Annotated in this window: 16 protein-coding genes; 7 read left to right on the plus strand and 9 right to left on the minus strand. The window is 48.1% G+C overall.

Annotation, left to right across the window (positions count from 1 at the left end; genetic code table 11):
* Positions 1–15 precede the first annotated feature (15 nt).
* The gene (ftsW, locus tag L3D05_RS15605; RefSeq protein WP_239617220.1) at positions 16–1197 is read left to right on the plus strand and encodes a putative lipid II flippase FtsW; all 1182 of its coding nucleotides are present in this window, start codon (positions 16–18) and stop codon (positions 1195–1197) included.
* 58 nt (positions 1198–1255) lie between these two features.
* Here ftsW and L3D05_RS15610 read toward each other — a convergent pair whose 3' ends face one another.
* Positions 1256–1633: an Asp23/Gls24 family envelope stress response protein gene (locus tag L3D05_RS15610; protein ID WP_182301643.1), complete on the minus strand. Its 378-nt coding sequence runs from the start codon at positions 1631–1633 to the stop codon at positions 1256–1258.
* A gap of 206 nt (positions 1634–1839) precedes the next feature.
* On the opposite strand from L3D05_RS15610, the gene cax reads away from it, so the two are divergent.
* Positions 1840–2898, plus strand: a complete 1059-nt coding sequence (gene cax, locus L3D05_RS15615) for a calcium/proton exchanger (protein ID WP_500786044.1) — start codon at positions 1840–1842, stop codon at positions 2896–2898.
* A gap of 81 nt (positions 2899–2979) precedes the next feature.
* Here the strand turns inward: cax and L3D05_RS15620 are convergent, their stop codons facing one another.
* The 5 genes from L3D05_RS15620 to L3D05_RS15640 form a co-directional block, all read right to left on the minus strand.
* Positions 2980–3270 (minus strand): Fpa/YlaN family protein, encoded by a 291-nt coding sequence (locus tag L3D05_RS15620; protein WP_239617223.1) that lies wholly within the window; start codon positions 3268–3270, stop codon positions 2980–2982.
* Between the two features lie 208 nt (positions 3271–3478).
* Positions 3479–3718, minus strand: a complete 240-nt coding sequence (locus L3D05_RS15625) for an HPr family phosphocarrier protein (RefSeq protein ID WP_239617224.1) — start codon at positions 3716–3718, stop codon at positions 3479–3481.
* A gap of 83 nt (positions 3719–3801) precedes the next feature.
* Entirely contained in the window at positions 3802–4917 is a 1116-nt protein-coding gene (locus L3D05_RS15630) for an aminopeptidase (RefSeq protein ID WP_239617226.1), read from the minus strand.
* Between the two features lie 30 nt (positions 4918–4947).
* Complete coding sequence (locus L3D05_RS15635) at positions 4948–5688, minus strand: hypothetical protein (protein WP_239617227.1); 741 nt, start codon at positions 5686–5688, stop codon at positions 4948–4950.
* A 122-nt stretch (positions 5689–5810) separates the two neighbouring features.
* Positions 5811–7787, minus strand: coding sequence for a sensor domain-containing diguanylate cyclase (locus L3D05_RS15640; protein ID WP_239617229.1), 1977 nt, complete (start codon positions 7785–7787; stop codon positions 5811–5813).
* Positions 7788–8111: 324 nt separating this feature from the next.
* Here L3D05_RS15640 and rpsD point away from each other — a divergent pair, with 324 nt between their 5' ends.
* From rpsD to L3D05_RS15655, 3 genes are all read left to right on the plus strand, one after another.
* Complete coding sequence (rpsD, locus tag L3D05_RS15645; RefSeq protein WP_239617230.1) at positions 8112–8711, plus strand: 30S ribosomal protein S4; 600 nt, start codon at positions 8112–8114, stop codon at positions 8709–8711.
* Between the two features lie 123 nt (positions 8712–8834).
* A complete protein-coding gene (locus L3D05_RS15650) occupies positions 8835–9059 on the plus strand; it encodes a DUF1450 domain-containing protein (protein ID WP_239617232.1) in 225 nt (74 codons plus the stop codon).
* A 62-nt stretch (positions 9060–9121) separates the two neighbouring features.
* Complete coding sequence (locus L3D05_RS15655; RefSeq protein ID WP_239617233.1) at positions 9122–9628, plus strand: ferritin; 507 nt, start codon at positions 9122–9124, stop codon at positions 9626–9628.
* Between the two features lie 129 nt (positions 9629–9757).
* Here the strand turns inward: L3D05_RS15655 and L3D05_RS15660 are convergent, their stop codons facing one another.
* The 3 genes from L3D05_RS15660 to L3D05_RS15670 all read right to left on the minus strand — a co-directional run bounded on the left by L3D05_RS15660 (position 9758) and on the right by L3D05_RS15670 (position 12939).
* A complete protein-coding gene (locus L3D05_RS15660) occupies positions 9758–11089 on the minus strand; it encodes an ABC transporter substrate-binding protein (protein WP_239617235.1) in 1332 nt (443 codons plus the stop codon).
* Between the two features lie 132 nt (positions 11090–11221).
* Positions 11222–12055, minus strand: a complete 834-nt coding sequence (locus L3D05_RS15665) for a carbohydrate ABC transporter permease (RefSeq protein ID WP_239617236.1) — start codon at positions 12053–12055, stop codon at positions 11222–11224.
* Positions 12055–12939, minus strand: coding sequence for a carbohydrate ABC transporter permease (locus tag L3D05_RS15670; RefSeq protein ID WP_239617301.1), 885 nt, complete (start codon positions 12937–12939; stop codon positions 12055–12057). The genes L3D05_RS15665 and L3D05_RS15670 overlap by 1 nt, the downstream gene beginning before the upstream one ends.
* 217 nt (positions 12940–13156) lie before the next feature.
* On the opposite strand from L3D05_RS15670, the gene L3D05_RS15675 reads away from it, so the two are divergent.
* Together L3D05_RS15675 and L3D05_RS15680 are read left to right on the plus strand one after the other, a co-directional pair.
* On the plus strand, positions 13157–15001 hold the full coding sequence (locus L3D05_RS15675; protein WP_239617237.1) for a cache domain-containing sensor histidine kinase: 1845 nt from the start codon (positions 13157–13159) through the stop codon (positions 14999–15001).
* Complete coding sequence (locus tag L3D05_RS15680; RefSeq protein WP_239617239.1) at positions 14998–16605, plus strand: response regulator; 1608 nt, start codon at positions 14998–15000, stop codon at positions 16603–16605. The genes L3D05_RS15675 and L3D05_RS15680 overlap by 4 nt, the downstream gene beginning before the upstream one ends.
* Positions 16606–16638 lie beyond the last annotated feature (33 nt).

The following is a 16638-nucleotide window of genomic DNA, read 5'->3' on the forward strand; positions in this document are numbered from 1 at the left end:
GCGGGGGAATCAGTGATGAAGACTCCGGAGAGCGGCCAGCGGGGCACGCCAGATTTTCTGTTGCTTATTCTGACGCTTCTGCTCGTGGGTTTCGGTCTTGTCATGGTGTTCAGCGCAAGCTCAAGCATGGCCGTCTCTAAGCCCGCCTACAACAATGATGCTCTGCATTTCGTGAAGCTTCAATTGATGTGGGTCGGGCTTGGAACGTTTGTGATGCTTGTAATGATGAACATCCATTTCCAGAAGTACAAGAAGCTGTTTATGCTTTTCTTTATCGGGACGCTAGTTCTGCTCGTTCTAGTTCCAATCATCGGCGAATCGCGAAACGGCGCGACGAGCTGGCTGGGAATCGGAGGCTTCGGCGTGCAACCGACGGAGTTCGCCAAGCTGGCCATCATCTTATACTTAGCCGCGATTATCGCGAAGAAGGATGAGAAGTTCCGCGACTTCAAGCGCGGTCTGCTTCCGGTTATGATCGTGGTCGGCTTCTTCGCCTTCCTGATCATGCTGCAGCCTGACTTCGGTTCCTGCGCGATACTCGTCATGTGCGCTTCCGCCATCGTAATTGCCGGAGGCTCGAACCTCAAGCATATCGTGCTTTCATCAGGCGTCCTTCTGGGCCTGGCGGCACTTGGGACAAGTTTTTACTTTCTTATAAACAGCGATGCCAGTCTAGGTTTCCGGGGAGACCGCTTTACGGCCTTCATGGATCCTTTGGCCGATCAGCAAGGCACCGGCTATCACCTGACGCGTTCCCTCGAAGCTTTCGGGCATGGTGGGCTTCTGGGCACCGGCTTAGGCAATAGCGTTCAGAAGCTGTTCTACTTGCCTTACGCTTATAACGATTTCATCTTCGCGGTCATCGGAGAAGAGCTAGGGTTCGTTGGCACGACTATATTCATCCTGTTCTATATCGTCTTCTTATGGAGAGCGTTAATCGTTTCCCTTCGTTGCCCGGACATCTATGGAACGCTGGTCGGAATCGGACTCGTATCCTTGATTGCGATCCAAGCGCTTATCAATATGGGCGGCGTAAGCGGCGCAATTCCGATTACCGGAGTAACCTTGCCTTTCATTAGCTACGGAGGCTCCTCGATGCTGACCTTGTTAACAGGCATGGGAATTCTGCTTAGCATTTCCCGCGAATATAATCGGGTGGAGAAAGAACCGCCATCATCCTATTCCAAAAGAAATTAAAAAAAACGTGATTAAGCTGCCCTAAGGCTGCTCGATCACGTTTTTCTTTTGAATCCCTTTACTTAACCCGGTGAGCCTCTTCCGTCTCCTCGTCTTTGAAAGCAACGCCTTCTACCTTGACGTTCACTTCCACGACGGTAAGGCCGGTCATATTCTCAACCGCTTCCCGAACATTATCTTGTAGTCGGCGCCCGACTTCTTGAATCGGAATTCCGTATTGAACCACGATTCTCAAGTCAATGGCCGCTTCAACTTGTCCTACTTCTACGGAAACGCCCTTCTGCGCGTTACGACCGCTAAGCCTTTTGGCTAAGCCTTCCGAAATTCCGCCCGACATAGCGGCGACTCCAGGTGTTTCCAATGCCGCTAATCCGGCAATCGTAGCTACGACATCATCAGAAATTCGAATTAAACCTTGCTGCATCTCTTCCGTCATGGCGGCTCACTCTCCCGAACCCGTTATGATTACATTGTAATGGAAGACTAGCCCATAATCAACCGTAAGCGATGCCAACCTCGCCTCTTATTGAACTTTAGAACCTCTGTTTACTTAACATTATTTATTGGGTATAGTAAGAAATGCCATTTGCTTCTAAATTTAGAGGTTGTTCAAAAATGTATCCGCGATGAGGTGTTCGTTTGTTGAAAAAAATGTTCTTTCCTCTTCTTATCGCTACGTTCGCCCTAAGTGCCTTGTCCCATTTCATGCATTGGGGAGCGGAGCTTGAATTCGCGTTCGCGGGATTGGCTATTCTATTCGCCGCCGGACTCCTCGGCAAAGCGACGGAATCCGTAGCCCATTACGCAGGACAGCGGCTTGGCGGGTTTCTCAACGCGACGTTCGGTAACGCGGCGGAGCTTATCATAGCTATCTTCCTCATCAAGGAAGGATTATTCGATATCGTCAAAGCGAGCTTAACGGGCGCGATTATCGGTAATCTCCTGCTCGTTCTCGGCGCAAGCGCCTTGGCCGGAGGATTAAAATTCAAAGAGCAGAAGTTTAATAAGCATCTCGCCAGCCAGAACGCTTCTCTCATGCTTCTAGGGATCATCGCCTTGTTCGTTCCCGCCATTTTCGTCAAAACCGAGCATATTTCCGAACAAAATACGATGACGATCAGTATTGTGGTCGCAGCGTTTCTCATTCTCGCTTATGTCGGATGGCTGGTTTACTCGATGTTTACTCACAAAGACATGCTTGAGGATCATGTGGAGATGCAGCCCGACCACGGAGAGGAGCCGGCCTGGTCCAAAGGAAAGTCGGTTGTATTCCTGATCGTCGCCACCGTGATGGTTGCTTTCATAAGCGAATGGCTTGTCCATACGCTGGATACTTTCTCCGCTCGCTTCGGACTATCCGAATTGTTCGTCGGCGCTTTCGTTGTCGCTATCGTTGGAAACGCGGCGGAGCACAGCGCAGCCATTATGCTGGCCCTGAAGAACAAGATGGGAGCCGCCGTAGAGATCGCCGTCGGAAGCAGCTTGCAAATCGCGCTTTTCGTCGCACCGGTGCTCGTGTTCATCAGCTTGCTGTTCGGCAACGAAATGAACCTCATCTTCACACCGATCGAACTAGCCGCGATCGGCGTCTCGGTTCTCATCGCGACCTCTATTTCCAGAGACGGTGCGACAACCTGGTTTGAAGGAAAGCTGCTTCTGATCGTCTATATCATTCTGGGCGTATCCTTTTATTTCGTATAGGAGCAACCGATCGACCGGGTAGACGAATGGATTCTCTAACACATTCCACGCAAAAAAAGAAGAGCAGCAACCCTATGGGTGCTACTCTTCTTTCGTTTCCAACGCTTCGTATAAAATCGCCAGATTCCGTTCCAACTGGCTGATCAGCAATTTGCCCGCGCCTTCCTCAACCAGTCCTGTCCTAACCGCGAAATCAACCGCTCTCGAGAAGCCGTACATCTGGGTGTCCAGCACTTCTTCATATAGCGGGCATTTGCGGGTCGTCAGATTTTCCATCTGGATCGCGATCAACTTCTCGATTTTGTCGGCATCTTCCTGAAGCAGACGTTGAGCCTTTTCATTAAGATCGATCTTGGTATCCGATGCTGCCATTCCCACTCCCCCTGTGCCCATACTACCGATAAAGAGCGAGCCCCCGCGCCTATGTTAATGCGTAGCACGCTAGCCGTCTCTAGCTATCCCTTTTATATTAGACGATATTGCTCAGAAGTACAAGATCACTGGACCCCTTTATACAAAAACACCTCGCCCAACCGGACGAGATGTCTCATTGTTAACTATTATTCCGTTAGTTTGCTGCCTATTCCACAACTTTAACGTTCAAGCTATGTTTGGCGAAAATCGCGCCCAGTTCCTTCTTCGCCTCTTCAGCATCCGGTCCATGAACATGAAGTTCATAAGAAAGGTTGCCTACGAGCGTCGTAAACAATCCAAGGATACTTTTGACGTCGATGTACTTGTTCTCAGCTTGAAGAACGATGGATGAACGAAACTTATTAGCGGTTTGGGACAATTCAACAATAGCCGCATTATTAGACATAGTATCCCTCCTAAATTTTAGGCAAAATCAATCTCTTTCACATCATACCTTGTTCCCCTAAATTCACGCAAGAGGAGAATGTATTATTTCAAAGAATCCGGGTTCAAGCCTTCGAGTTCCGGAATCACGAATAAGCCGTCCTTACGGATAAGCACATCGTCGAAATACACTTCTCCCCCGCCGTATTCCGGCCTTTGAATAAGCACGAGATCCCAGTGGATGGAAGAACGGTTGCCGTTGTCGGTTACCTCGTAGGCTTGCCCTGGCGTAAAATGTAAGCTTCCGGCGATCTTCTCGTCGAACAGCGTATCCTTCATCGGGTGCAGAATGTACGGATTGAAGCCGAGGCTAAACTCCCCAATATGGCGCGCTCCATCATCGCTATCGAGCAACGCGTTAATTCGGTCCGTGTCATTCGCGGTCGCTTCGATAATTTTCCCGTTCTTGAACGTGAACTTGATATTCTCGTAAGTAAATCCGTTGTATACGCTTGGCGTATTATAAGCAATCGTACCGTTGACGGAATCGCGAACCGGACACGAATACACTTCTCCATCCGGAATATTGCGCTCTCCGGAGCATTTCTGGGCTCCGATCCCTTTAATCGAGAACGTTAGATCGGTGTCTGGCGCGACGATACGCACCTTATCCGTACGGCTCATCAGCTGTTGCAGAGGGTCCATGGCTCGATCCATTTTCGCGTAATCTAGGTTGCAGACGTCGAAATAAAAGTCCTCGAAAGCTTCCGTGCTCATGTTGGCCAACTGGGCCATGGAGCTGTTCGGATAACGCAGGACGACCCACTTGGTTTTCTTGACCCGTTGCTCCATATGTACGGGATGCCTGTGAATTCGATCGTACATTTTCATTTTGTCCGCCGGAACGTCCGCAAGCTCGTTCACGTTCTCTCCAGCCCTAATTCCAATGTAACCCTGCATTTGCTTCATTCTCTCCAGGTCATAAGAAGCCCAAGTCGCCAACTGTTCCTCGTTCGCGCAGTTAAGCAAAGTTCGCAGTACGGAGCGGTCCTCGATTTCTACGAAAGGATTACCGCCTAGGCGTGCCACCTCCTCGATCAAGCACTTGAGCAATTCGCGTTCGGAGCCTATCATTTCAATAAGGACGTTATCTCCCGGTTGAACCTTAACGGAATATCCCGCAAGATTAGCTGCTAATTTCTGTAGTCGTGAATCTCTCATCCCAACAACTCTCCTTTAGTTAACTCTTTTTTACTTCTTCATTGTACCACCTTGCCCTTTAAGGATAAAATTTGTTTCCGATATTCGTTTCTCCTTGCACGGTTTGCCATTCCAATCATACGATAGCTCCGTTTCTTCCTTCAGACGAGACGGAAACCAGCTTTTCGGATTCGCAGTCCATTGGCATACCGTCGACACCTTCAAGGTTGTCAGCGCCTTTTCTAGCCTCGCCTCAGAAGTCCGCAATACTTCCTCCGCTTTTACGGGATCGCCTCGCAGAAGGTCTTTATCGGCGCGCAGAAGCGTAAATTCCTCCTTCAACTGTTTGACGACCCTTTCCTTGGCCGTAACATCGTCTAACTTAATCTGCATGCGAATCGGCCGGTCCGAGCTCGGTTCCTCGACATAAGAAATCGTTGCGTTAGTCGCTTTAACCGATTCAAGCAATTGCAGAGGACGATAAGTGATCGTTTTCTCGTTTATACTGGACTGCGATATGCCAGTCGGCGTTTTCCACTGCATGTCCAGCTTACCGTGCATGGTAACTTCTCCCTTATAAGCCGCTCTCCCCCCGACCACGCCTCCGGGATCGAGCACGGATACTTCTCCCGCGAACTGATAGCTCTCGCTTCCGGATAGCGCGGAAGCGGACAATGCCAACGCATCCCTTGCCGACAAGGAGGCCGGGTTAGTCATGCAACCCTGCATGCTAATCATGAACATTAGCCCTATCCCTGTTAGGTTCGCTATTGTTCTTATTGTACTCCACATAAGATTCTCCCCTTTCGCTTCGTATGCTCTCCCCTTTTACCACGACTATACGCGAATAATGGACACAACAAAAAAGCTTGCTTAAGTCCGTTGACTTAAAGCAAGCTTATTCTCATTTTAGACTAACCGACCACAATGCAGTTCCGACCTTGGTGCTTAGCTTCGTACAGCGCCATGTCGGCCTTGTAGAACAACGATTCAACGCTAATCTTCTCATCCGCAAGACGCCACTCCGAGATTCCGCACGATACCGTTACTTGCGGGTTCGTCTCCGATTCGACCCGTTGCCGAATTCTCTCTGCGACCCGCTCCGTCTTCTCCAGACCGAGCAACGGCAAATAGATGGCCAGCTCTTCCCCGCCCCACCGCGCGGCGATGTCGCTATCGCGAATCGAGGAACGAATAATTCCGCTCACCTGGATGAGGATATCGTCACCGACTTGGTGCCCGTAAGTGTCGTTGATTTTCTTGAAATGATCAATATCGACGACGATGAGCGAACCCGAATTGTCTCTGAGCTGTTTGCGTCCAATTCTTTCATTGAGGTAGTGGCGGGCAAATAACCCGGTTAGATTATCCGTAATGACCATTTTACGTACTTTCGCATGCAAAGTGGCATTCGACATAGCCAGTCCTAAATGCGCGGACAATACTTGCAACAGCTTGTAATTGTCATACGAAAAATGGTTCGGTTCGTACTTCGTGATAAGGACCGCACCTATGACTTCCCCGTTAAGCAACAAAGGAGCCGCCAATAGCGATCTCGAATTCGTTACGTCCATCAGTTGCGAAGCTACAGGTGTAGCCGAGCAATAGTCGGATAAGATAATGGGCTCCTTCGTCGACCACATCACGCCGCAAAAGCCGTAATCCTTGGAATAGGTTTCTCCAAGCATCTCCGTTACATTAGCAGACATCACGACAAATTGCTGGGTATCCACGTCGAACTGGAGAATGCAACAGAAATCCGATTTAAAAATGCCGAGCAATTCGGCCGACGCAAACTGCATCGTATCCGATAATTTCAAGCTGCTGTTGAGCCGCTGGGTCAGTTCGTTGATCAGGCGCAATTCTCCGACCAAAATGTTCGCTTGCTCATGGAGCTTCGCTTTCTCGAATGCCGCGCCTGCCGATGCAGCCAGCATCGACAAGAAACTGATATCCGCCTCGTCGAATTCGCTTTCCGGCAAATCTAGTCTCAGAACGCCGTAGACGCCTTGTTTACCGGACAAGGGTACGGCTAACTTATGACGGCCTCCGTAACGGTCTTCGCGAATTTTTCCGTCCACGAATGCAGACTTGCATAAATCCATGTCGTTCAAATGGAAAGCTAACGGCTTGACCTTTTCATTCGGACTATTATAGTCTTGGGATAAGAACAAATCCGCTTTACAAATCGGATACAGCTGTTCAAGGCTGTCCAGTACTTCGGACAGAACGTTCTCCACGTCTATATGATCGTTTAGCCGGCGCATGACGTCGAAGAGAATATCTCTCCGGCTTTCCTCTTTCATGGATAGCTTGCGTTCCCTTAAGAGGCCACCAACGAATAAATTTTCAAAATGACGATAAATACAGCTTCTAATATGTAAGGCAGCCGCTTGAAGCAGCTTCAGATCGCCCGCTTGTGCCATACCCGCCGGCAATAAGCAAGCAACCACTGCGCAAGGAAATCCTGTCGTTCGCGTAAATATAGGAACTGCAATTGAATCGAACGCTTTAAGCCTGAAATGTTGATGCTCCTCGGCGCGCATTAAGGTAGGACGACACGTCTCAAGCGCCGTACTGGCTGCCGTTGGCCCTATCCGATCTGGACTCCAAGACGCGATATTGGATTCGTTGTCTTCCATTTGCCCGGCGGATATGCATGTTCCATCCGGATGCAATAACGATAATTGTCCGCCTAACCACGGAAAACCATCAACGTCTTCCCGCCACTCCGAATAGCTGCAAACCAATAAAGAATGGATATAGGGGAGATCCGCTTCCGTTAGATCTTGCTTTTGCAACCATCCCGGCAGCTGCTGACGGGTGCGGGTTGGATTCTCTAGATCCTCTAGCACGTCCTGTTGCTGCTGCGTTTTTCTTTTATTGACCATACCCGACACCTCCGCCCCGATGTCCACTTTCCTTAACTATACAATGAAACAGTGATTTTTGCACTAGGTTCATAGAAGTCTTTAGACCTATTTCTCAAAAAAAGATGATAGGTTCTAACTTAGTAGCTTGACAATTGCTCACAGTTTCTTATAATATAACTTGTTGAATACTGGGCTTAGCTCTTGTGACACCCTCTCGGACGATCCACCAGCGGGCTGCGGCTGAACATCCCTACTGGAACCGACACATCGGTTATGGAGAAATCCGCGCAACGAAAACCCATTTTCAGAAAATTTCATTTTGAAAAAGGAGCTTTCTAACTCATGTCAAGATATACAGGTCCTAAGTTCAAGTTAAGTCGCCGTCTGGGAATTTCCCTCAGCGGAAACGGTAAAGATTTAAAACGTGCTTTCCCACCGGGACAACACGGAGCTAACCAACGTCGCAAAGTCAGCGAATACGGTAAGCAATTACTTGAGAAACAAAAACTTCGCCACATGTACGGTTTGAACGAGAAGCAATTCCGCAACTTGTTCGATCGCGCATCGAAGCAACAAGGTATTGCCGGTGAGAACTTCATGTTCTTGCTTGAGAGCCGCTTAGACAACCTCGTGTACCGTCTTGGCTGGGCTAACACTCGTTACGGTTCCCGCCAATTGGTTTCTCACGGTCACGTGACAGTCAATGGCAAGAAAGTCGATATCGCTTCCTACACCGTACAAATCGGTGATGTTATCGGTCTTCGCGAGCGTTCCCGCTCCCTGAAATCGATTAAAGAAGCTTCCGAAGGCCGTCATCATTTGCCGGGCTACGTAGAATTCGATGCTACTGCTATGGAAGGTAAGTTTATCCGTCTTCCAGATCGTGGCGAGCTTTCCCAAGAAATCGACGAGAAACAAATCGTTGAGTTCTACAGCCGTTAATCCATTAGCCACCGAAACCACTCCAGTTACTGGGGTGGTTTTTTATTTGCCCACTTGACATTGATAATGAGAATTAATATCATCAATTGGAGTACCCCCATTTTCCAAGAAAGCTGGTCGAGCATGAGGAAAATTAAGTATTGCTGCAAAAACTTCAAGCACGGCTCCAAGACGGTATACAAAACGCTGAAGGCCGAGTTTCCCGATATGAAGCAGAAGAAAAAGGACTGCCTCGGCGAATGCAAATTATGCACGAAGCAGTGCATGGTACTGATCGGCAAAACGGAAGTGATCGTGGCCCCCTCCCCTGAGGCGCTTTACGAGAAATTAAAGCACCGGATAGGATGACCCGTTAATTTATGGTACAATTCGGGTAGATCCTACAAAGTTCAGAAGGAGTGAGTGGCAAGATGCTGAATGAATCTTTAAGCAAAGCACTGAACGACCAACTCAATTTCGAGCTCTATTCCGCTCATGTCTACTTGGCCATTGCCGCGTACTGCTCGGGCGAAAGCTTGGATGGATTCGCTAACTTCTTCATGGTTCAAGCTGAAGAAGAGAAATTCCATGCGATGAAAATTTACAAGTACTTAAACGACCGCGGCAAAAGGGTAACGATGGTCGGAATGGATACTCCGAACAACGAATACACCTCGATCCTAGATGCTTACGAGCATGCCTTCGAGCATGAACAAGAAGTGACAAGACGGATTTACCATCTCTCCGATCTCGCTATGAATGACCGAGAGCATGCGACTATCCAATTCCTGAAATGGTTTATCGACGAGCAAGTAGAAGAAGAATCGATGTTCGACAGCATCATTAATAAGCTCAAGCGCATCGATAAGGACAGCAATGCCTTCTTCATGATGGACACGGAATTCTCGCAACGGACTTTCACGCCTCCTGCTCTGTAAACCAATCCACATAAGCATAAACGTTGCCCCGCCATCCATAGGGAAGGCGGGGCAACGTTTATGCCGGGAGCGTATCTCAACCACCAAATGGCTGGCAGACCTAAGTCTGCGCAGCCATTTATTTGCGTTTTATTTTTTTACGATATCCGCAACCGCTTTATCCAATTTCTCTAGCAATTGATCGCTCTTGATTTGTTTGCCTAGGTACTCTTGCATCGCCGCGCCCCATTGTTGCGTGATGCCGTCCGGGAAACGATCCCAGTTCCAAGTTTTAACTTGGTCAGGGTGTGCAGGAGCGAATACCGAGAAGTCGCCGGCGATTTTACCTACCGCATCCGGGTTCGGAGCGATGGAGTTAAGGGCGGGAACGAATTTGAAATCGGTCGTGATATATTTCTTGCCTTTCTCGGAAGTAACCAGCCAATTCAAGAATGCTTTAGCTTCTTCAGGGTGAGCGGACTTATTGTTAACGATCCAGTTGTTCGGAACGCCAGTGAAAACGTTTGGCTTATCAAGAAGAGGCACAGGCATCATACCAAGGTTCAAGCTTGGATCCACTTCATCAACCATACCTTGAATCCAGTTACCATGTTGAATCATTGCATATTTACCGGAAGCGAATTCCGCAACTTGAGTGTTGTAGTCCGTCGTGATTGCTTTATCTTGGCCATTAGCGAACATGATATCAACCAAACGAATCCATTGTTTCATGATCGGATCGTCTTTGAAGGATTTCGTGCCGGCTTTGATTTCATCGATGAAAGCAGCTGGATCAGGTTGGTTAGCCAACGCGATGTTTAACGTGTGGATCCCCATGGACCACCACTCGTTCGTAAGAGCGAAAGGAATGATTCCTGCGTCTTTCAATTTCTTAGCATCCGCTTCAAGCTCATCAAGCGTCTGAGGAAGCTCCGTAATGCCTGCTTTGGCGAACAGATCTTTATTATAAGTGAACCCGTAAGCTTCCAAATTCATTGGCATGCCGAGCAGCTTGCCGTCACGAGTAATTTGCGGTTTAGAAGCTTCTACCAAATCTTTAGCCCAAGGCTCGTTCGACAAATCTACTGCGCGGTCCGCGTATGGATCGAATGCCGACCATCCGGAGGAGTTGAAAATTTCAGGCTCTTCGCCAGCGGCAAGCGTAGCTTTGAGCAACGCGCTGTAATCTTCTCCGCCGCCGTGCGTCTCGATATCGACTTTAACGCCCGTTTCGGCTTCGTATTCCTTAGCTAGTTTGCCTAATGCTTCTGCGATTTCAACCTTGAACTGATACACTTTGATCGTTACGTCTTTTTTCGCGACTTCCGTTGCTGCAGGAGATTCCGCGGCGGAAGAAGCAGGCGCGGACGAAGTAGCTTGGCTGCTTGCTTCGCTACCTTTGTCGTTACTTTTACCGCAAGCGCTGATTAGCGTTACGAGCATAACGGCTAGCAAAGACAGGATCGATAATTTCTTAGTCATTGTGTGACCTCCCAAGGTTATTTTTCTGGTGCTACAGCGTCATTATAAAGGGGATAAGTTTATTCCTAACACCTAATTTATTGTACTGTTAGGTGTAAAATCTTGATTATTTCGATAGGTATAGTCAAATATTTACCCTTTGATCGAACCTGCCGCAATTCCCTCTACAATGTGCTTTTGCAAGAAAAGGAAGAACAACACGATCGGAATCGTACTTAGCGTCAAAGCCGCCATGGCCATGTCCCATTTGCGTAAATATTGTCCGAAAAAGAGTTGAATAGCAAGCGGAATCGTCGTATATGTGTTGTTGACGACAAGCACCGGAAGCAAGTAATCGTTCCAAATCCACAGGACGTTCAGGATAACCACGGTTGCGACGATAGGCCGCAATACCGGGAACACGATTTTCCAAAACACGCCGTACGGCGAGCATCCATCTACAACGGCGGCCTCTTCGATCTCCCTAGGCACGGATTTGATAAATCCGTGAAAGAGAAACATCGACAGCGAAACGCCGAAGCCCAGGTAGCAGATTACGATTCCGTAGAGATGGCCTCTAAGCTCGAAAATCGCGCTTATTTTCATGAGCGGCAACATAACCGATTGAAAAGGAATAATCATTGCAGCTACGAACATCGTGAACAATAAACGGTTGAACAAGCTCGGACTGCGAACGATTCGATAAGCCGTCATTGAACTGATTATGACGAGCCCCGCAACGCTCAAGCAAGTTAGAACAACGGAATGCATGAACACGATCGGGAAATCTATCGCTTCCCACGCTCTGCGGTAGTTGTCCAGATTAAAATGCTCCGGAAGCTTGGCCGCGTCAATAAGAATATCCTTAAGCTTCTTGAAAGAGTTGATGATCAGAAAGTAGAAAGGCGACAAGAACAACAGCGCCAGTAAAATCCCAATCACTTCCGCAGTGAACAACCCCGTTGAAAAACGTTTCCTCTCCAGCATTAGACTTCCACCTCCCGCTTCTTCGTCAGCAATACTTGCGTTACCGTAATCAACGCAACGCCGAAGAAGAAGATCATCGCTTTGGCCGTTCCAAGTCCGTAATGGCTGTAGGTTAACGCCTCGCGATAAATGTTCAAGGCTATGGACTCCGTTGCATATCCCGGACCGCCGCCAGTAAGCGACAAGTTAAGATCGAACATCTTAAACGCGTTGGAAGTCGTCAAGAATAGGCAAATCGTTACTGCGGGCATGATCATCGGTACGATAATGCTTCGAAGCAACTGCCCCGAGCTAGCCCCGTCAATTTTCGCAGCTTCCAGCAAGTCCTTCGGTACGCTCACTAGAGCAGCAATGTAAATGACCATCATGTACCCGGCCGTCTGCCAAACAAAGACGATCACGATTCCCCAGAATGCCGTCGCTTTCGTTCCTAGCCAAGCTAGATTAAATAACTCGATTCCCGTTGCTTCTCCGATTGCCGCGAATCCGCGGACGAATATGAAATACCAAATGTAGCCGAGCAATAAACCTCCGATGACATTCGGCAGGAAGATGACGGTACGCAATACTTTTTTGGTTCTCAGCTTTTGATTAAGCAACATCGCTAATCCGAATGCAACCAGATTCGTTAGAATAACCGCGACTGCCGTAAACCTTAGCGTGAACCAGAAGGAAGTCCAGAACCTTTCGTCGTCCGTAAATATCTTCTTTAAGTTGTCGAGCCCGCTCCAAGCCGCTTGATTGGAAATCCCGTCCCAATCCGTAAAGGTGTAATAGAACCCCATTGCAAATGGCGCTACAACGATCAAGATAAAGAACAGCAGCCCAGGTCCGATAAAAACGATTTGTTGCAGCCACTCTTGATGGCGCCCCTTTTGTCTCAATTTCACACTGCATGCTCCTTTCGGAAATCTAGGTGCTAATCCCCAATATTCCGTTCATAGCCCCAGTATAAGGCCGAGCAATTCCATGCAACCACAGAGAATGATGATGTCCAAGGTGGAATATATTGACCATATTCTCATGAACCATATTGTTATTGACCATCAGACAAGCTTTGGTTTACTGTTTGATAAACAAACGTATGGAAGAGGCGTCCAGATGATGAAGCTATCTCTATTTCGCAACACCATCCGCAATAAGCTCATGCTTCTGCTTCTCATCGCGACAATCTTGCCGATCGCAACTTCGATGGTCATCTCGTATAATTCCACTAAACGTTCGATTTCGGAGGAAGCTTACGAGAAAAACGCCAGGGTCTTATCGCTTGGCAGAGCCAACTTACAAAGCTATATGCAAAATATTAACCAGAAATCGTTAGCGGTCTATAACTCTATCAACGTCCCTCGTTCTTTGTATTACATCTTGGAGCACAACATGGAGGATGAAGTGTTTCCAAGTGACCTTACAGACGTCATACGCAATCGCAATCTACTCAGAGACCACTTGCTGAACATTTATCAAAGCGTTAAAGAATCCCATCAAGTTCGACTTCATGTCGTCTCCACTAACACGACTTATTTATTAAACAATAGCGGCGATAAAATAAGAGCGGATATTCCCACGGACGAATATAGAGTCCTCACGAAGAAACCGTATATCGAGCCAAGCCACTTAAGCCATAATTATGGGCTCGAAGCCCGCTCTACAGATCAAAGCGAGCTTGTGTTCACCCTCCATCGCCCGATCTTTCTTGCACCCAGCGAGGTATTGATGGCCCAGTTGTCCATCGACGTCAAGCTTGACGCGCTTATGGACTTAAACCGCCACCTCTACGATCCGGGTAAAGAAAAGTTTTATATTGTCGACGCTTCCGGGAATACGATCATTTCGTCGGAGGAAGGAGCTGCGGGCAAGCCTTTAGAAGGGGATTGGCTCAAGGAAATCCGTAAGGGGGATTTGTCCAACGGTTATCTGAAGTGGGAGGATTCCCACTTTGCGGGCATCGTTTTCTATGATCGGGTAACGACTCCGATGATGGATTGGTACTTGGTCAAATTGACCCCTTACGAGCATTTGTACAAAACCGCGGAAGGCATTACCCGAATTAACACTTGGGTGGGAGCCATGTTCTTAACGATTGCGGTACTCGCTACGCTGTTGATCTCTTACCGTTTTACAAAACCATTGCTAAGCCTTATAGGTTACGTCAATCAAATTGAGCGCGGACATTTGAACGTAGATATCGATATTCGAAGCAACGATGAGATCGGCCTTCTCTCGAGAAGATTCCGATCGATGATGCAGACGATCAATAATTTGATTCTCAAAGAGTACCGACTAGAACTCGCCAACAAAACCAACCAGCTCAAAGCATTGCAAGCGCAGGTTAATCCGCATTTCCTGTACAATGCTTTGCAATCTATCGGCACTGTCGCCTTGCAGCATAAAGACCAACAAATTTATTCCCTCGTAACTTCGTTAGGCAAAATGATGCGCTATAATATGAACACTGGAGAGTCTATCGTCGAGCTCGAGAAGGAGCTCGGGTACGTGCAAGCCTATTTGGATTTACAGAAGCAACGATTCGACAAGTCGCTCGAAATCCAGTATTTGATAGATCCCGAGGCTCGTTCCATTCCCGTACCTAAGATGATTCTTCAGCCGCTCGTCGAAAATTTCTTCAAGCACGGGTTCAAGCAGAATGACGACGAACCTGCAAGGTTAATGATATCTTGCTCGCTGCAAGATCAAATTCTCCTCATACGCATACAAGACAATGGTGCCGGAATGTCCGACGAGGAATTGGCGGTAGTGAACGACGGATTGAACCTTGGAGAAGCGGCCAGTTGGGGCAAAGAAAGCGGAATCGGATTGCTGAACGTGCTCTCTCGTTTGCAGCTTCATTTTCACGAATCGGCCTCCATCGAACTCACTAATGCCAGCCCGCAAGGTCTTATCGTTGAACTTCGAATCCCGCTCGGAAGGGAGCTGACATCAGAATGAAGGCGATCATTATCGATGACGAGAAACACGTTCGGGAAGCGATTAGGCTTCTCGTTCCATGGGAGCAAATGGGGATCTCGTCCGTACTTGAAGCGGCTGATGGACAAGCAGCCATTCGATTAATGGCCTCGGAAAACCCCGCTATTATTTTCACTGATATGATGATGCCTCACATGGGCGGCTTGGAACTTCTAGCTTGGGTATCGGAACATGCGCCATGCAGCAAAATTATCGTGATAAGCGGCCATGACGACTTCAATTTCGTACGGCAAACCGTGAAATACGGCGGGATGGATTACTTGCTGAAGCCCATTGACGAAACGCAGCTGTTGACGGCTTTGTCTAAAGCAATCGAAGAATGGAACGCCGACGAAGATGCACGATGCAGGGATAGAAACCGGAGCATGGAGATCAATCAACTTAAACCCGTTTATTTGGACAAATTTTTCTCCACCATGCTGAGCGAACCGGTAGATTCCTCTATCATTCAAGAAACGCTTCAACAGCAATTCGGAATCCTTTCTCCGGTATCGGAAGCACGGTTATGCATATTAAGCCTGGAGCTTACCCCCCCGTTCATTCGTCATAAGTTTGCGGCTGGCTGGGATCTGCTCATCTTCTCGATCACCAATATTTGTAATGAGATTCTCGGCAACCGCTGTTCCGGTTATGCTTTCCGTTACTGGGGGCAAGAAAATGAAATCATTATCCTCTTATGGAAAAACGCAAATCTCGCCGAGAAGCTGCTTGCCGAAATAAACGAGGGGATCTATCAAGTATTGAAAGCAAGATTCGGATTCGGCATAGGTAACGTCGTCGCGTTTCCAAGCCAGTTGCAGCAGTCATATAAGCAAGCTCGAAGAGCCGTCCGGCAATGCAACCTTCGTCATGAAGGAAATTGGATTCAAGCCTATTCCTCCATCGATACCGAATCCAACAACGTCGTTTTCTTCACCGAACACGAGCAAAGAATTCGATACGCCGTGCAGAGCGGAGACAAGGACCAGTTGCCCGCCGCTTTCGAGCCTTGGTTCAAAGCGGTCGAACAAAGCGACTTCATCACACTCGAACAGCTGCAGCATTGGTGGCAAGAATTCCGGCTTGCGCAGACGATGTGGATTAAAGGCTCCGCGGCATCTCTGCCCGGAACGGGCGACAGTCCGTTGCCTGCTGTATGGAATGACGAGGGTAGGTTCGACTTAGAAGCGTGGAAACACGGCTACATGAGAGAAACTCTATTGATCATGGAGCAGTTGTCTGGCGGTACAGACTCCGGTCAGAGTTCTATGCAAGCCATTGCGAAATACATTGACCAATTTCTGCATGAGGAACTATCGCTGCAGGACATTTCAAATCGCTTTTTCCTTAGCAGGGAATATATTTCGCGTAAATTCAAGCAGGAAATGAATGAGAATCTAACCGACTATATTACGCGAATTCGAATCGAAAGGGCTAAGGGACTGCTCACCGAGACTCCATTAAAGATCGCCCAAATATCCGAGATGGTCGGTTTTCAGGATGAGAAATATTTCAGCAAAGTGTTCAAAAAAGGGACGGATTGCTCACCTAACGAATTCCGCAAGCAGCATCACGGAAATAGATAAAGAAGCACAAAAAAAGGAGATTGCCCAATCTAA

The sequence above is a fragment of the Cohnella mopanensis genome (assembly GCF_022352055.1).
Lineage (GTDB): Bacteria > Bacillota > Bacilli > Paenibacillales > Paenibacillaceae > Cohnella > Cohnella mopanensis.

Excerpts from the sequence above, each read along its gene's own strand:
- ftsW (WP_239617220.1), top strand. The coding sequence starts at position 16 with ATGAAGACTCCGGAGAGCGGCCAGCGGGGCACGCCAGATTTTCTGTTG.
- L3D05_RS15610 (WP_182301643.1), bottom strand. The coding sequence starts at position 1,633 with ATGACGGAAGAGATGCAGCAAGGTTTAATTCGAATTTCTGATGATGTC.
- L3D05_RS15620 (WP_239617223.1), bottom strand. The coding sequence starts at position 3,270 with ATGGCAGCATCGGATACCAAGATCGATCTTAATGAAAAGGCTCAACGT.
- L3D05_RS15625 (WP_239617224.1), bottom strand. The coding sequence starts at position 3,718 with ATGTCTAATAATGCGGCTATTGTTGAATTGTCCCAAACCGCTAATAAG.
- L3D05_RS15630 (WP_239617226.1), bottom strand. The coding sequence starts at position 4,917 with ATGAGAGATTCACGACTACAGAAATTAGCAGCTAATCTTGCGGGATAT.
- L3D05_RS15635 (WP_239617227.1), bottom strand. The coding sequence starts at position 5,688 with ATGTGGAGTACAATAAGAACAATAGCGAACCTAACAGGGATAGGGCTA.
- L3D05_RS15640 (WP_239617229.1), bottom strand. The coding sequence starts at position 7,787 with ATGGTCAATAAAAGAAAAACGCAGCAGCAACAGGACGTGCTAGAGGAT.
- rpsD (WP_239617230.1), top strand. The coding sequence starts at position 8,112 with ATGTCAAGATATACAGGTCCTAAGTTCAAGTTAAGTCGCCGTCTGGGA.
- L3D05_RS15650 (WP_239617232.1), top strand. The coding sequence starts at position 8,835 with ATGAGGAAAATTAAGTATTGCTGCAAAAACTTCAAGCACGGCTCCAAG.
- L3D05_RS15655 (WP_239617233.1), top strand. The coding sequence starts at position 9,122 with ATGCTGAATGAATCTTTAAGCAAAGCACTGAACGACCAACTCAATTTC.
- L3D05_RS15660 (WP_239617235.1), bottom strand. The coding sequence starts at position 11,089 with ATGACTAAGAAATTATCGATCCTGTCTTTGCTAGCCGTTATGCTCGTA.
- L3D05_RS15665 (WP_239617236.1), bottom strand. The coding sequence starts at position 12,055 with ATGCTGGAGAGGAAACGTTTTTCAACGGGGTTGTTCACTGCGGAAGTG.
- L3D05_RS15675 (WP_239617237.1), top strand. The coding sequence starts at position 13,157 with ATGATGAAGCTATCTCTATTTCGCAACACCATCCGCAATAAGCTCATG.
- L3D05_RS15680 (WP_239617239.1), top strand. The coding sequence starts at position 14,998 with ATGAAGGCGATCATTATCGATGACGAGAAACACGTTCGGGAAGCGATT.